Below are 14,013 nucleotides of genomic sequence, written 5' to 3' on the forward strand. Positions count from 1 at the left end.
TCGTAAAAATTTGCGGTAGTCTTTTTGCGTATGAATGAGAAAAGTGCTGTTTAAAGAGATAAATCTTTTTAATAACACTTTTCTTTGGAATATTAGGAAATATTTGATATAATGATGTAAATTATTGCAACGTTTGGAGAATAGATTTTGGATAAAAGCGAAAATAAAAATATAGTATTAGCTATTGATTGCGGAACCAGAGGGATTAGAGGGATTCTTTTTGATGACTGCGGAAATGAACTGGGAAAAAGCGAGAAGATTTTTGACGGCTACTATTCAAAATGCTTTCAATGGAAGGAAGCACCACCAGAAATGTTCTGGGATGGTTTGGTTGAAGTTGTCAACAATCTCAACCAGAAAACCCCGGTTCTTTTTAATGCCATTCAGGGGATGACCGTGTCATGCCAGCGCGATATCATTACCGTTGTGGATGAAAATGGCGAACCCCTGCGTGATTTTATCAGTTGGTTGGATCGGCGCGAGTTGGATGAGTCGCTGCCTTTTGCACGCCCTTATACCCTGCTGTTTAAAATGATCGGTTTTAATGATTCGGCAAAATCGTTCAGTAGGATCACCCATGCCAATTGGATAAAAGTTAATGAACCGAAAATTTGGGAAAAAACCAGTAAAGTTGTTTTTCTATCTACCTATCTTTTAACAAAATTAACAGGGAAAGTGATGGATAGTCGATCATCGATCGCCGGACATGTTCCTTTTGATACAAAGCGGAAGGAATGGTGCAAAAAAAATGATGTCAAATATCAAATCATAAAAATTGAACCGGAAAAATGCTTTGATTTGGTGAATTCCTGTGAAATTATTGGTCAACTGACAGCAGCGGCTGCGCAAATGACTGGGCTGCCCGTCGGACTGGCCATTGTGGCATCGGGAACGGATAAAGGTTGTGAAACAGTCGGGGTGGGGGCATTAACACCGGAAATTGCCAGCGTTTCCCTGGGAACCCAATCAACAGTAGAAATATCCACAACAAAGTATGTTGAATTATATCCGTTCTATCCGTCTTTTACAGCGGTTGATCAAGATGCATATAATCCCGAGGTGACAATTTACCATGGGTTCTGGATGGTGAATTGGTATGTTAAAGAATTTCTCGATCGGGTAGATCCCGAAGAACTCCATCCCCTTCTTGAAGAATATTTAAAAGAGACACCGGTGGGCGCAAATGGACTTGTTCACCAGCCCTATTGGGGGATGGAAGCTTTTCGTCCGGAAGCAAAAGGTTCCTTCATTGGCTTTACTGAAGGTCACACGAAGAAGCATATTTACAGGGCAATCGTTGAGGGCTTGGGATATGGTTTGTTGGAAGGGCTTGAATTAATCGAATCAAAAACAAAAATTTCGGTACAGGCCATCGGCCTTTCCGGCGGCGGATCCCGTAGTGATGGTGTTACCCAAATTATGGCTGATATCTTTAATCGCCCGGTGTATCGGGTACAAACATTTGAAACAACGGGATTAGGTGCAGCGATGGCAACGTTTGTTGGTTTAGGACGATATCAAACCATTTCCGAAGCCAGCGACCAGATGATTCATCGGTCAAAGGTGTTTTTGCCGGAGCCAACGAATGTAATGAAATATTCAGGAATTTATAATAAAATATATAAGAAACTATATGGTCGTGTAAAACCATTGTATCAGGCATATAATAAAATGAGCAATGTTGCTGACGTATTGGAAGAAGAGGTCACAAAATTTAATGAAAAACAATTATAAAATGGGAATTGATATTGGTTCAACCACGATTAAAGTGGTAATAATCAATGAAAAAAATGAAATCATCTACGAGGTATACCGCCGACATCTATCGAATATTAAAATAACAATCGTTGATTTATTAAAAGAAACCTATGAAAAAGTTGGCGATTTACAGACAAAAGTATCGGTAACAGGGTCTGGCGGGTTAATGATTTCGCAGTGGTTGGGAATACCTTTTGTACAAGAGGTTGTCGCGAGTACACTAGCCGTTGAACGCTGTATTCCACGGACTGAGGTTGCCATCGAACTGGGTGGAGAAGATGCAAAGATAACCTTTTTTAAAGGCACCGTTGAACAGCGGATGAATGGTACCTGTGCCGGAGGGACTGGGGCATTTATTGATCAAATGGCCACTTTACTTAAAACAGATGCCGAAGGGCTTAATGAATTAGCCAAAAATCACGCCATGATTTATCCGATTGCCTCCCGATGCGGTGTTTTTGCAAAAACAGATGTGCAGCCCCTTATTAATGAAGGGGCGGCAAAAGCGGATATCGCCGCATCGATTTTACAGTCGGTTGTCAACCAGACGATCAGCGGTTTGGCATGCGGCCATCCCATCAAAGGAAATGTAGCTTTTTTAGGAGGACCGCTGTATTTTATGTCGGAATTGCGACAGCGCTTTATCGAAACGCTAAAGCTGACCGAAGATCAAATTATTTTTCCAGACAAATCAAATTTATTTGTGGCGATCGGCGCGGCCTATTCAGCGGAAAAAGAAAAAACAGTTGATTTTAAAGATCTGGTTACCGCCGTGGGAAGTTTGGACTCGGTTTCTGAAAATGAAGTGGGTCGGTTGGATCCGTTGTTTAAAAACCAGCAGGAACTGGACAAATTCAGGGATCGGCATAATAAAAATAAAGTAACAAGAAACGATCTAAAAAGCCATACCGGATGCTGCTTTTTAGGGATTGATGTGGGATCAACCACCACCAAAGCGGTCCTGATTAATATCGATGGAGAGCTGCTGTATAGCTACTATGGCGGGAATGAAGGCAGTCCCCTGGCGCAATCCATCAAGATTTTAAAAGAAATCTATAAAGTCCTTCCCGCCGATGTTTACATTGGCAAGTCCACGGTAACGGGTTATGGGGAAAGCTTGATTAAGCAGGCCCTTAAGGTAGACATTGGCGAAATTGAAACCATCGCTCATTATAAAGGAGCCCGCTATTTTAGACCTAAAGTTGACTTTATCCTGGATATCGGCGGTCAGGACATGAAATGCATGCGGATAAAAAATGGAACCATCGACAGCATTATTCTTAATGAAGCCTGTTCATCAGGCTGTGGTTCTTTTCTGGAAACTTTCGCAAAATCTCTGGGATTGGAGATGGATGCTTTCGTCGAAGCGGCATTGAAGGCAAAGAACCCGGTTGATCTGGGAACGCGTTGCACGGTTTTCATGAACTCCAAAGTTAAACAGGCCCAAAAAGAAGGGGCGGAAGTGGGCGATATATCAGCTGGCCTATCCTATTCGGTGATCAGAAATGCTCTGCAGAAAGTCATAAAAATTCACAATCCCAAAGAGCTGGGCGAACACATCATCGTACAGGGGGGAACGTTTAACAACCAGGCAGTCCTTCGTACCTTCGAAAAGATTACCGAGAAAGAAGTAACACGTCCTGATATTGCCGGGTTGATGGGAGCTTTCGGATGCGCTCTGATTGCCAGAGAAAACTATACAACCGGAGATCGAAGCGGAATCCTAAGCATCGAGGCGTTGGATGATTTTGAGGTTGAAGTCAGTCACCGACGATGTGGCGGATGCAGCAATAATTGTCTTTTAACCATCAACAAGTTTAACGACCGCAGCCGTCACATAACCGGGAACCGTTGTGAAATCGGAGAAGGCGGCTCTAAAAAGAACAAAGATCTGCCAAATCTTTATCAGTATAAATATAAACGTATTTTTAATTATGAGTCCCTGCCTGTTGAGAAAGCATCCCGGGGCGTTATCGGCATTCCCAGAGCATTAAATCTTTATGAAAATTATCCATTTTGGCATACGTTTTTTACTAGTTTAGGATATCGAGTGGTGCTGTCGCCAGAATCTAATCGAAAAATATATGAAAAAGGAATGGAGAGTATTCCATCAGAATCTGTTTGTTATCCGGCAAAGCTGGTTCACGGACACATTCAGAGCTTAATGGATCAGGGTATTAAACTGATCTTCTATCCCTGTATTCCTTATGAAGAAAAAGAATTTAAGGATGTTGACAACTGGTATAATTGTCCCATTGTCATGTCATATCCGGAAACCATTAAGCACAATCAGGACGACATTCGCAAAGAGGGCATGACTTTCTTAAATCCCTTCCTTCCGTTTGACAATGATCAGCGCTTAGAAGAACGTCTGGCAGAAATATTTAAAGAATATGGTGTCAGTCCGGCAGAAATTGCTGCGGCGATGGCGGCCGCGACGAAGGAAAAAGAGGCTTGCCGCAGGGATGTTGAAAAAAAGGGCGAAGAAACCGTCGCCTATCTTAAAGAAACCGGCCAAAAAGGAATTGTTTTGGCGGGGAGACCTTATCATGTTGATCCGGAAGTGAATCATGGACTTGACAATATTATTACCGGTCTGGATATGGCGGTGCTGACAGAAGATTCAATTGCCCATCTTTATAATAAAAAAGAGGAAGAATCGTTCAGGGTTCTGGATCAGTGGAAATACCATAGTCGACTTTATAAAGCGGCCGAGGTGGTCAATCAATGTGATTTTTTAGAGCTGGTTCAGTTGACGTCCTTTGGGTGTGGACTGGATGCAGTGACATCAGAGCAAACACAGGAAATTCTTGAAAGTCATGGAAATATCTATACGCTGCTTAAAATTGATGAGGTTAATAATCTTGGTGCGATTCGAATTCGGATGCGGTCTTTAAAGGCCGCCATGATTGAACGGGATAAAAGCAATATTACGGTGCCCAACAAACCGTTAAAAAAGCGCGTCGTTTTTACCAAAGCGATGAAAAAAAATCACACTTTGCTGGTCCCCCAGATGTCGCCGATTCACTTCGATTTTATGGAAGATGCGATGAGAAGCCAGGGGTATAACGTTGAGGTGATGCCCAGCGTCGACAATGCCGCGATTGATGAAGGCCTGACGTATGTCAATAACGATGCCTGCTACCCGACCATTATTACCACAGGTCAGATTATGGCCGCCTTAAAATCGGGTAAATATGATCTGGACAATGTATCCGTATTGATGTCTCAAACCGGCGGACCGTGCCGGGCCTCCAATTATGTTGCTTTTATCAGGAAAGCACTTGAATCGGCGGGAATGTCACAAATACCGGTTATTTCTATCAGCGCCATTGGACTTGAAAGTAATCCGGGCTTCAAACTGACCTTGCCCCTGCTTTCGCGAATGCTGATTGGGATTGTCTATGGGGATTTGATGCAGAGAGTGACCAGTGCCACAAGACCTTATGAACGGCACCCGGGTTCGACTGAAGAGCTGTATCAATCCTGGCGGAAAAAAATTAAGGGAAACGTGAGAAATGCAAGTCTTCGCGAATTTAAGGGAAACGTTCAGCAAATTGTCAAAGAATTTGATGCCTTGCCCCGAATTGATAAGAAAATTCCAAAGGTCGCGATTGTTGGAGAGATTCTGGTTAAATACCACCCGACAGCGAACAATAATCTTCAGAAAGTGCTCGAAGATGAGGGCGCAGAAGTGATTATGCCGGATATGATGGATTTCTTCCTGTACTGTTGTTATAATCAGGTTTATAAATATGAAGAACTTTCGGGAAAGAAAAAGTCGATGTTGGTTGCCAAGTTGGCAATAAAACTGTTGGAGCGGACCAGAAAGAATATGAAAAACGCATTGCGAGAGAGTACTCACTTCCATCCGCCGTCAACCATTGAAAAGAAAGCCAATAAAGCGAAGGAGCTGATCTCCCTTGGAAATCAGGGCGGAGAAGGTTGGTTCTTAACCGCGGAGATGATGGAGCTTATCGAGGATGGGGTAGAAAATATCGTTTGTGTTCAACCATTCGCCTGTCTTCCCAATCATGTTATGGGAAAGGGAATGATTAAACCCATTCGTCAAAAATATCCTCGCTCGAATATTGCCCCCATTGACTATGATCCGGGAGCAAGTGAAGTAAATCAGCTCAATCGGATTAAGCTGATGATGGGAACTGCGATGAAGAATTTAAATCGAACCGATTAAATTAAAAGACTGGCTTTATCGCCGGTCTTTTTTACGTAAAAAAGCAAAAAAAAGAACCGCTTCAATAGAAACAGCTCGTTTTTCTAAATGAAAAAGGGGAGTAATTCATTTAGAGATAAAGGATTATTTGTGATATCTTCATTATATGGAGTGACAAAGAAGAATACAATCATTATTTTTTATATAACGTTTTCAGAAATTTTGAAAAGGTTTCAATTTAACCCAAAATTTACATCTGAGAAAATTTGGGTGTGATATAATTCTTTTATAAAAAATAAAGGAGTAGTCATGAAAAAAATTCTTATTATCGAAGACGAGTTAAATATATATGAACTGATTAAATTTAATCTAAAAACGCATGGATTTGATGTGGATGGGGTTCAGGATGGTGGAATAGCCATAGAAAAAATACTTGATTATCTGCCGGATCTGATTATTTTAGATCTGATGCTGCCGGGAAAAGATGGGATTAGCATTTGCCGTGAAATTCGAGCGAATTCCGTAATTTCATATATTCCCGTCATTATGCTGACAGCCAAGAGTGAAGAGTTTGATAAAGTTCTAGGCCTCGAGATCGGTGCGGATGATTACATTACCAAACCATTTGGAATCAAGGAATTATGTGCACGAGTAAAGGCGGTATTAAGACGTACCGAAATATTACTTTCAAAAGAAGAGGAAGAAATCCGTATCGGAGATTTGCTGATTGAGCCAAAAGCTTTTATCGTCTATAAAAATGGTGAAAAACTAGCGCTGACTTTAAAAGAATATGAATTATTGGTGTTTTTAGCAAAACACCGTGGTCAGGTGCTGACCAGGGATCAATTATTGGATCAAATATGGGGATATGATTATTACGGCGAAACAAGAACAGTGGATGTGCACATTCGTTATTTAAGAAAGAAAATCGAAGATTCAGCGGAAGAAGGTCGGAAATATATCGAAACTGTCCGGGGGGTAGGTTACCGATTTGTCGAAGAATAGAGGCAAAAAATGAAAAAACGTTTATCTATTTCACTCATCCTTATTATTGTAGCCAGTATTGTAATTAGCAGTATATTCATTATTATCGGTTACAGCCAGAGATGTTATTCAGATACGGAGAAGAGCATAAAAGAAAGCAGCAATTATATTGTCAATTATATATTGCCAACTTTTTTAGAAACAGAAAATTCTAAAGCATTAGATGATTACGTCAGCAGTACAAAAATGCGCATAACGATTACTAATATTCAGGGCGATGTTACTTATGAATCGACACCGGGATTGGAGGATGAAGTCAATCACATAAGCCGTCCGGAAATTGTCGGGGCAATGGCAGGTAATACAACGACAGAAATCCGATATTCAAATACCCTTAAGGTTAAAATGATTTATGTAGCAACGCCTTATTATGATGCAAACAATACGATTGAAGGCGTATTGCGAGTTGCAATGCCAGTTAGTTCCATAAATACTGTTATTTTTGAGATGGTAGAAAAGATAATTTTGATTATTATGATGACGATTTTTACAACAACTTTAGTCATCCCCTATTTAATCAATCGGGAATTGAAACCTTTGGATGAGGCATCAGCATTTGCTAGAAAAATAGCATCAGGGAAATATGGGCAGCAGCTGACGATGATTCGTAAAGATAAAATCGGAGAATTGGTAGAATCTTTAAATCAAATGTCTTTACAGCTGAATGATTCATTCTCAGAAATGAATCGAAAAAATGCCGAGCTTACTTCCATTCTGTCAAGTATGAATCATGGAATTATAGCGATTGACGAGAAAAACAAAATTATTCATCTTAACGATGCAGCCCGAAAAATACTCGATATTTCTAAAGAAGAAAAGGTAGTTAAAAAAAATATCCTTGAGGTATATCGTGAATCTTTTATTCTGGAACTCATGGAACATCTCAAAAATGAAGAATGTGAAAGAATGAGTTTTGAATCACGCATTCATCCAGACCAGATCGTCAGAGTATATATTAACCGGATTGTCGAAAACAATAAGTTTTCAAACGGACATATTATCATTTTAGAAGATATTACATTGTTAAAAAGCTTGGAAAATATGCGACGTGATTTTATTGCAAATGTATCACACGAACTGAAAACACCAATTACGACGATTAAGGGTTTTATTGAAACGATTCAAGTCAACAAAATAGATGATCCAGAGACATTGGATCATTTTTATTCAATTATATCCGAAGAAAGTGATCGCCTTAGCCGCCTCGTGAGCGATATCCTGGTGCTATCGCAACTTGAAAATAAAAGTGGATTTGAAAAGAAGGCCGAGTGTTTGCGATTGGACCAGGAAATTGCCCAAATTTTTGATATTCTAAAACTCAGCGCCGAGGAAAAAAAAATTTCGATGAGGTTGTTCTGTGAAAAACCAATAACGCTTAGCTTTATGCCGGACGAATTCCGACAAATGATGATTAATCTGATTGACAATGCGATAAAATATTCAGAACCACAAAAAGCAATTGAAGTGATTTTGACTCAAGACGATGAAGAAGTGAGAATTGAAGTTCGCGATCAAGGCTATGGGATTCCGACGAAAGATATTGACCGGATTTTTGAACGCTTTTATCGTGTTGATAAAAGTCGCTCAAAAGAAAAAGGAGGCACCGGTTTGGGCCTCGCAATTGTGAAACATATCATCTATAACAATCATGGGAAAATTGAAGTCAACAGTAAATTGGGTAAAGGTACGACATTCATCATTCATTTGCCAAAAACTAGGAATTGAGGCGTTTGAAAATTGTCGTCTTATCGAGAAGTCGCATCAGTTCCCGGGCGGTGATCCCGATAAATAACCCGGTGGGAATAGCAAGAAACATTAAAATAAGAAAGTATAACATCAGACTACTTGTCTGAACGACAATCGATGCGACGATGACCTGCCCCAGGTTATGAGAGATGGCACCAAAAATACTGGTTAGAATTAGTGAAAAGCCATCCTTGGTAAAGTGTAGGATCAGAGCCATCACGAATAGACTTAAAAGGCCGCCGCCGAGGCTGTAAACAATTGAAAAACCACCGCCAAACAAAAACCCGGATAAAAGAACGCGGGCGACCACCACCAGTAAGGTCAGGGGCCATCCCAGGGTGAGCAGCGATACTAAAGTGATGATATTGGGCAAGCCGATCTTGGCACCGGGAATCGGAAGCGGCAAAGGGATTAGGCTTTCTACATAGCTTAGGATTAAAGCCATTGAAACATATAAACTCAGAATAACGAGACGATAAGCTTTCGAATTCATCAGGGATTACCGGTAACGACTTCAACAACTAGTTTGTGGGGAAGACATACAATGGTTTCCCCGGGACTTGATATTGGGTAGGTTTTGACACAAATTTTATCGGGACAATCCGCGTCAGTCATTTTAGCCTTACCATTAGAAATGGTTAGGGTGTTGTATCCGCCGGATGGAGTGTAGAATGTTTCGGTATGATCTTCTGAAAGAGGAAGAATGGTGACGACTTCTCCCTGACTGGTGACCCGTACGTAAAGCGGTTGATTGGTGGCATTGATAATATAATAAAGGGCAATCCCCCCTAAGCTGATTACAAGCAAAATGGTTATGACAATAAATTCCTTTTTTTTCATGGTTACCTCTTCTGATATTAGATACGATGGTATAAAAATGAAAACGCAATTTTATAAAAATTATCCGCAAGGTTTATTTTATATGAAAAAACATAAATGGTAAAGGGATTACCATTTTTTTATGTTTTTTTTTTAATACTTTGGTATAATACATTTACTTGTTATGAATGGGAGGAATGTATGAGCAGAATAAAAATAACAGAGAATAGCTTTAAATTGACAGGTTTAGTAATGGTGATGTTTCTAATGATGACACTTCTATCTGGGTGCAGCCAAAATGATACGGTGACTCGAAGTGATTTTTTACTTGATACTTTTGTAAGCATTACCCTATATGGAGAATCTGATGACTCTTTATTGGACAAACCCTTTGAAAAAATTAAAGAGCTCAATGTTACCCTGGCACAATCAGATGCAGCAAGTGACTTGACTTTGATTAATGAAAATGCCGGGATACAACCTGTTCCAGTTTCGGAAGGTACCTATAAGATTATTGAAAAGGGCATTTTTTATTCAACAATTTCGGGTGGTTATTTTGATGCGACGGCAGGTCCTCTTATTGATTTATGGGGCATTCATGAACCAGAAATAAAAGAAGCACCATCCCCAGACTTGATTGCTGAAGCTCAGAAAAAAATCGACTATACGAAAATTGTGCTGAACCCGTCAGAACAGACGGTATATTTAACCGATCCGGGGATGGAACTCAATCTGGGTTCGGTTTCAAAAGGATACATTGCCGATGCCGTTATGGCGGTCATTAAAGATGAAGGTATCAAACACGCCATCGTTAATTTAGGCGGAAATGTCCTGGTTATGGGTGGAAAAGCAGATGGAAAAGCGTTTGGCGTTGGGGTAGAAGATCCCAACAATCCCGGAAATGGATATATCGGGGTGGTTTCGTTAAAAGATGGCTCCGTTGTGACATCTGGAGATTATCAGCGATATTTTACTGATGCGGCAGGGAAACGCTATCACCATATTCTTGATCCTTTTACCGGTTATCCATCCGAATCGGGGTTGACACAGGTAACGGTGGTTACAGACCAATCGATTGATGGGGATGGTTTAACAACAACATTATTTTTGTTGGGATTAGACAAGGGTTTGGCTTTGGTGGAGAAAATGGACGGAGTTGAGGCTATTTTTGTGACGAAAGATAATCAGATCATTGCAACCAAGGGACTCAAGGATATCTTTTCTTTTGATGAAGCAAACTATGGAAGCACCTATACTTATAAGTTACTGGAATAAATCGGTAAGCAAAGGATTGAATCATACAGAGCACTTGACGATTAGATGTGGATATTAAGAAAGGAAGCAAATGCAATATCAGAAACTGTTAGAGATGTATGAAAATGAGGCAATACGCTTGCGAAGAGAACTTCATCAAATTCCGGAAGAGGGCTTTAATTTATTTAAAACTCAGGCATATATTCTCAATTATTTAAGGGACCTGGGCTATGAACCAGAAAAAGTATGTGATACTGGCGTTGTTTTATATATCAGAGGAGACGATGAAAATAATACAATTGCATTTCGAGCTGATATGGATGCTTTGTGCATTGTGGAAAAAGCAGGATATGATTATAGTTCTAAACATATCGGAAAGATGCACGCCTGCGGCCATGACGGACACATGACCATGAATCTGCTGCTGGCAAAATACTTATCAGATCATCCTGATGAGAAAAAAAGAAGTGTCTTGTTGATTTTTCAACCAGCCGAAGAGGGCCCCGGTGGTGCTAAGCCAATGATTGCGGTGGGAATATTGAAAAAATACGATGTTAAAGCTATTTTTGGGTATCATCTATTCCCTTTTGTTAAGGAGGGGATCCTCAGCACAAAGGCTGGAGCGATGATGGCAGAGAACAGTGAATTTTATATTACTGTGCATGGGGTTAGCGGACACGCTGCGAAACCCCATATTGCTCGGGATGCCATTGTGGCAAGCGCTTCTCTGATCACATGTATACAAAGTATCATCAGCCGAAATTCAGATCCAATGGAAAGTGCCGTTATTTCGATTGGTTTATTAAATGGCGGGACCCGAGTAAATGTCGTTGCCGAAGAGGTTAAACTTGGCGGGACAATCCGTTCTTTTAGCAAGGAAAATCACAGTATGATTCACCGACGATTGGCTGAAATTGTAAAAGGCATGGAATTAGCTTATGGCTGTACTATTGAACTGGAATTTGTGGATATGTATCCACCGGTAATCAATAATTCCGAGCTATACAAGATATTCTTAGAACTTTGTGAACCATCAGAATGTGAAAAAATCAAGAAAATCATGCTTTCAGAAGATTTTGCCTTTTTTCAAAAAGAAATACCGGGATTGTTTATTGGCCTGGGTACCGGAAATCCCAGCAAAGGATTTGATCATGATTTGCATAAAGCGGAGTTTAACTTTGATGAAAAAGTGTTGTTGAAAGGCCTTGAAATATCGCTTAAATTTATAAAATATTCAAATAAATATTAATAGGAGGATTCTATTTATGTATGATGAATTTGCACAGGTATACGATGAACTGATGACGGGTATAGATTATCCAAATTGGTCTGATTATATTCATCGACTATTTTTCAATGGAAAACGGGAATTTAAATCGATCTTGGAATTTGGGTGTGGAACCGGAAATATTACCTGTAATTTAGCTAAAAAAGGATTTGACATCACGGCAGTTGATTTGTCAGAGGGAATGTTGAGTGTTGCCGATGAAAAGGCCGATCGAATGGGGTTAAAGAACATCCGGTTTTATTTGGGAGATATGAGTAATTTTCAAATCAATCAGACGTTTGATGCGGTTATCTCATGTTGTGACAGTGTTAATTATTTGCCCGATCTTGAAGCGCTGCAAAGCTTTTTTCTGTGCAGTTATGATTGTCTGGAAAGTGAGGGGTTATTACTGTTTGACGTCAATACCAGTTCAAAATATAAAGAAGTGATTGCGAACAATACTTTTGTATATGATCTTGATGACATCTTTTGTGTATGGGAAAATGAGCCAGACTTTAAGAACAACGAAATGCATTTTAACCTTACTTTTTTTGAAAAGAATCAAGATGGTACATATAATCGACATGAAGAAACACAGGTGCAATATTTTTACACAATTGAAGATATTCACCGCTGTTTGATCAATGTAGGATTTAAAAATATAAAGTACTATGATTTCGGAACTTTTCTGCCAGGAAGTAACGAAGGAGACCGGATACAAGTTGTTGCAGAAAAAAAGTAATATAAACTTAAGAGAAAAGGATTGACAAATTGATTTGTCTGCCGTATAATATTGCTTGTATCTCAATTGATGGTCGCATAGCTCAGCTGGGAGAGCACCTGCCTTACAAGCAGGGGGTCATAGGTTCGAGCCCTATTGCGACCACCATTTTACAAGTAACTAACAAGACGGCCTGGTAGTTCAGTTGGTTAGAATGCCAGCCTGTCACGCTGGAGGTCAAGGGTTCGAACCCCTTTCAGGTCGCCATTTTCTTTTAGTGCTAGTACACTTTAGAGATAACAATTCAACTTGATAATAATTAAATCGCTACCCCGAGGCTGATAGGATAAACCTGAGTTTGGGTTATTCACCATGGAGTAGTTAAGTCATGTAACGGACTTTAAACGTTTAACACATTATTACTTGCCCAGATAGCTCAGTCGGTATAAGTAGAGAACCCAAATCTTTGATTTGGTGTGAATCACTTAGTTAGGCAGACAAAATGTATTGCCGAAACGGTTGAAGACAAACAGAAAGATATTATTACTTGCCCAGATAGCTCAGTCGGTATAAGCAGAGAACCCAAATCTTTGATTTGGTGTGAATCGCTTAGTTAGGCAGACAAATATGTTGCCGAAACGATTGAAGACAAACAGAAAGATATTATTACTTGCCCAGATAGCTCAGTCGGTAGAGCAGAGGACTGAAAATCCTCGTGTCGGTGGTTCAATTCCGCCTCTGGGCACCACTTTAGCGGAAGTGGCTCAGTGGTAGAGCATCGCCTTGCCAAGGCGAGGGTCGCGAGTTCAAATCTCGTCTTCCGCTCCAATTTTTAATTTAATAAGGCGCCATAGCCAAGCGGTAAGGCAAAGGTCTGCAACACCTCCATCCCCAGTTCGATTCTGGGTGGCGCCTCCAAAAAAACTTTTTAAAAGAACTTGACAACTTAGGAAAACGACGATATAATGTACAAGCTTCGTAAGAACGGAGCGGCGGTCATAGAAAAGAGAATAGTACCATAAAACCTGTAAAACAGCCAAAACATTCGCAAGAATGCAGAAGGCTAAAATAGAAACAGAGAGATGCACTCTATAAAACATCAGCTCGCAAGAGGATAAAATTGAGTTATTCATGAGACAGATATGAAAGCCGAAAGGCTCGAATACAAACTTTTATTGAGAGTTTGATCCTGGCTCAGGACGAACGCTGGCGGTATGCTTAACACATGCA

Annotated in this window: 9 protein-coding genes and 5 tRNA genes; 12 read left to right on the top strand and 2 right to left on the bottom strand. The window is 40.2% G+C overall.

The window, feature by feature from the left end; all coding sequences use genetic code 11:
- Positions 1-147 precede the first annotated feature (147 nt).
- From FZC41_RS12170 to FZC41_RS12185, 4 genes are all read left to right on the top strand, one after another.
- Positions 148-1,734: an FGGY-family carbohydrate kinase gene (locus tag FZC41_RS12170; RefSeq protein WP_148567681.1), complete on the top strand. Its 1,587-nt coding sequence runs from the start codon at positions 148-150 to the stop codon at positions 1,732-1,734.
- Positions 1,718-5,953, top strand: coding sequence for a 2-hydroxyacyl-CoA dehydratase (locus FZC41_RS12175; RefSeq protein WP_148567682.1), 4,236 nt, complete (start codon positions 1,718-1,720; stop codon positions 5,951-5,953). The genes FZC41_RS12170 and FZC41_RS12175 overlap by 17 nt, the downstream gene beginning before the upstream one ends.
- A gap of 288 nt (positions 5,954-6,241) precedes the next feature.
- Positions 6,242-6,937: a response regulator transcription factor gene (locus FZC41_RS12180; RefSeq protein ID WP_148567683.1), complete on the top strand. Its 696-nt coding sequence runs from the start codon at positions 6,242-6,244 to the stop codon at positions 6,935-6,937.
- A 9-nt stretch (positions 6,938-6,946) separates the two neighbouring features.
- Complete coding sequence (locus FZC41_RS12185) at positions 6,947-8,701, top strand: ATP-binding protein (protein ID WP_148567684.1); 1,755 nt, start codon at positions 6,947-6,949, stop codon at positions 8,699-8,701.
- On the opposite strand, the gene FZC41_RS12190 is transcribed toward FZC41_RS12185, so the two are convergent.
- Together FZC41_RS12190 and FZC41_RS12195 are read right to left on the bottom strand one after the other, a co-directional pair.
- Positions 8,691-9,215 carry a Gx transporter family protein gene (locus FZC41_RS12190; RefSeq protein ID WP_148567685.1) on the bottom strand — a complete coding sequence of 175 codons (525 nt, stop codon included), beginning with the start codon at positions 9,213-9,215 and terminating at the stop codon, positions 8,691-8,693. The genes FZC41_RS12185 and FZC41_RS12190 overlap by 11 nt on opposite strands.
- Positions 9,215-9,562 carry a NusG domain II-containing protein gene (locus FZC41_RS12195; protein WP_148567686.1) on the bottom strand — a complete coding sequence of 116 codons (348 nt, stop codon included), beginning with the start codon at positions 9,560-9,562 and terminating at the stop codon, positions 9,215-9,217. The genes FZC41_RS12190 and FZC41_RS12195 overlap by 1 nt, the downstream gene beginning before the upstream one ends.
- Positions 9,563-9,742: 180 nt before the next feature.
- On the opposite strand from FZC41_RS12195, the gene FZC41_RS12200 reads away from it, so the two are divergent.
- The 8 genes from FZC41_RS12200 to FZC41_RS12235 all read left to right on the top strand — a co-directional run bounded on the left by FZC41_RS12200 (position 9,743) and on the right by FZC41_RS12235 (position 13,701).
- Positions 9,743-10,816: an FAD:protein FMN transferase gene (locus FZC41_RS12200; protein ID WP_148567687.1), complete on the top strand. Its 1,074-nt coding sequence runs from the start codon at positions 9,743-9,745 to the stop codon at positions 10,814-10,816.
- Positions 10,817-10,886: 70 nt separating this feature from the next.
- Positions 10,887-12,044, top strand: coding sequence for a M20 metallopeptidase family protein (locus FZC41_RS12205; RefSeq protein ID WP_148567688.1), 1,158 nt, complete (start codon positions 10,887-10,889; stop codon positions 12,042-12,044).
- 16 nt (positions 12,045-12,060) lie between these two features.
- A complete protein-coding gene (locus tag FZC41_RS12210) occupies positions 12,061-12,804 on the top strand; it encodes a class I SAM-dependent DNA methyltransferase (protein ID WP_148567689.1) in 744 nt (247 codons plus the stop codon).
- Positions 12,805-12,875: 71 nt separating this feature from the next.
- Positions 12,876-12,951, top strand: a tRNA-Val gene (locus FZC41_RS12215).
- 22 nt (positions 12,952-12,973) lie between these two features.
- Positions 12,974-13,050: transfer RNA gene (locus tag FZC41_RS12220), tRNA-Asp, on the top strand.
- A 405-nt stretch (positions 13,051-13,455) separates the two neighbouring features.
- Positions 13,456-13,531, top strand: a tRNA-Phe gene (locus FZC41_RS12225).
- Between the two features lie 5 nt (positions 13,532-13,536).
- Positions 13,537-13,611: transfer RNA gene (locus tag FZC41_RS12230), tRNA-Gly, on the top strand.
- Positions 13,612-13,627: 16 nt separating this feature from the next.
- Positions 13,628-13,701, top strand: a tRNA-Cys gene (locus FZC41_RS12235).
- The last annotated feature ends 312 nt before the right edge of the window (positions 13,702-14,013 follow it).

The sequence above is a fragment of the Acetobacterium paludosum genome (genome assembly GCF_008086595.1).
Taxonomy (GTDB): Bacteria; Bacillota; Clostridia; order Eubacteriales; family Eubacteriaceae; genus Acetobacterium; species Acetobacterium paludosum.

Coding starts and splice junctions, on each gene's coding strand:
- FZC41_RS12180 (WP_148567683.1), top strand. CDS start 6,242: ATGAAAAAAATTCTTATTATCGAAGACGAGTTAAATATATATGAACTG.
- FZC41_RS12185 (WP_148567684.1), top strand. CDS start 6,947: ATGAAAAAACGTTTATCTATTTCACTCATCCTTATTATTGTAGCCAGT.
- FZC41_RS12190 (WP_148567685.1), bottom strand. CDS start 9,215: ATGAATTCGAAAGCTTATCGTCTCGTTATTCTGAGTTTATATGTTTCA.
- FZC41_RS12200 (WP_148567687.1), top strand. CDS start 9,743: ATGAGCAGAATAAAAATAACAGAGAATAGCTTTAAATTGACAGGTTTA.
- FZC41_RS12205 (WP_148567688.1), top strand. CDS start 10,887: ATGCAATATCAGAAACTGTTAGAGATGTATGAAAATGAGGCAATACGC.
- FZC41_RS12175 (WP_148567682.1), top strand. CDS start 1,718: ATGAAAAACAATTATAAAATGGGAATTGATATTGGTTCAACCACGATT.
- FZC41_RS12195 (WP_148567686.1), bottom strand. CDS start 9,562: ATGAAAAAAAAGGAATTTATTGTCATAACCATTTTGCTTGTAATCAGC.
- FZC41_RS12210 (WP_148567689.1), top strand. CDS start 12,061: ATGTATGATGAATTTGCACAGGTATACGATGAACTGATGACGGGTATA.